The 1926-nt window shown below is 63.3% G+C and carries 1 protein-coding gene; it reads right to left on the minus strand.

Annotation, left to right across the window (positions count from 1 at the left end):
- Positions 1-1926: immunoglobulin-like domain-containing protein (locus FQ664_RS25685; protein ID WP_368667996.1), on the minus strand; the 1926-nt coding region annotated here is incomplete at both ends.

Below are 1926 nucleotides of genomic sequence, written 5' to 3' on the forward strand. Positions count from 1 at the left end.
TTGCCACCTGTGGCGCTTTCGATGGTCACGCTAACGGTCGAGCCGTTGTTGTAGACGTCGTTGGCCGGCGTCTCGAAGTCAACGCTGCCCTGGGTCTTGCCGGCTTCGACGGTGATGGTCTGGCCGTTGGACAAGGTCACGGTCACCGGGGTCTGGGCCGGATTGCTCAGGGTCACGGTGTAGGTGATGACGCCACCTTCGGTCACCGACGGGCTCGCCGTCAGGGTCACCGTGGTGGTGTCGACCGAGTCGTTGATGGTGGTCTGAGCCGGGGTCGGGTTCGGCGTCAGCTGCTCGAAGTTGCCACCGGTCGCACCGGTAATCGTGGTGCTGACGGTCGAGCCATTGTTGTAGACGTCGTTGGCCGGCGTCTCGAAATCAACACTGCCCTGGGTCTTGCCCGCCTCAACAGTGATGGTCTGGCCGTTGGACAGGGTCACAGTCACCGGCGACTGAGCCGGACTGCTCAGGGTCACGGTGTAGGTGATCACACCACCTTCGGTCACCGACGGAGTGGCCGTCAGGGTCGCGGTAGTAGTATCCACCGAGTCGTTGATGGTGGTCTGGGCCGGGGTCGGGTTCGGCGTCAGTTGCTCGAAGTTGCCACCCGTGGCGCTTTCGATGGTGACGCTAACGGTCGAGCCGTTGTTGTAGACATCGTTGGCCGGGGTCTCGAAGTCGACACTGCCCTGGGTCTTGCCGGCTTCGACGGTGATGGTCTGGCCGTTGGACAGGGTCACGGTCACCGGCGACTGCGCCGGGTTGCTCAGGGTCACGGTGTAGGTGATCACACCACCTTCGGTGACGCTTGGCGAAGCGGTCAGGGTGGCGGTGGTGACATCGACCGAATCATTGATGGTGGTCTGGGCCGGGGTCGGGTTCGGCGTCAGCTGCTCGAAGTTGCCACCCGTGGCGCTTTCGATGGTCACGCTAACGGTTGAGCCGTTGTTATAGACATCGTTGGCCGGGGTCTCGAAGTCGACACTGCCCTGGGTCTTGCCGGCTTCGACGGTAATGGTCTGGCCGTTGGACAGGGTCACGGTCACCGGGGTCTGGGCCGGGTTGCTCAGGGTCACGGTGTAGGTGATCACACCGCCTTCGGTCACGCTTGGCGAAGCAGTCAGGGTCGCGGTGGTGGTGTCGACCGAGTCGTTGATGGTGGTCTGGGCCGGGGTCGGATTCGGCGTCAGCTGCTCGAAGTTGCCGCCGGTCGCACCGGTAATCGTGGTGCTGACGGTCGAGCCGTTGTTGTAGACATCGTTGGCCGGGGTCTCGAAATCAACACTGCCCTGGGTCTTGCCCGCCTCAACAGTGATGGTCTGGCCATTAGACAGGGTCACAGTCACCGGGGTCTGGGCCGGGTTGCTCAGGGTCACCGTGTAGGTGATCACGCCGCCTTCGGTCACGCTTGGCGAAGCGGTCAGGGTCGCGGTGGTGACATCGACCGAGTCGTTGATGGTGGTCTGGGCCGGGGTCGGGTTCGGCGTCAGCTGTTCAAAGTTGCCACCGGTAGCACCGGTAATCGTGGTGCTGACGGTCGAGCCGTTGTTGTAGACGTCGTTGGCCGGCGTCTCAAAGTCGACACTGCCCTGGGTCTTGCCGGCTTCGACGGTAATGGTCTGGCCATTGGACAGGGTCACGGTTACCGGCGACTGGGCCGGGTTGCTCAGGGTCACGGTGTAGGTGATCACGCCACCTTCGGTCACCGACGGGCTCGCCGTCAGGGTCGCGGTGGTGGTGTCGACCGAGTCGTTGATGGTGGTCTGGGCCGGGGTCGGATTCGGCGTCAGCTGCTCGAAGTTGCCGCCGGTCGCACCGGTAATCGTGGTGCTGACGGTCGAGCCGTTGTTGTAGACATCGTTGGCCGGGGTCTCGAAATCAACACTGCCCTGGGTCTTGCCCGCCTCAACAGTGACGGTCTGTACT

Origin of the sequence: Pseudomonas persica, assembly GCF_900291015.1 — a bacterium.
Lineage (GTDB): Bacteria > Pseudomonadota > Gammaproteobacteria > Pseudomonadales > Pseudomonadaceae > Aquipseudomonas.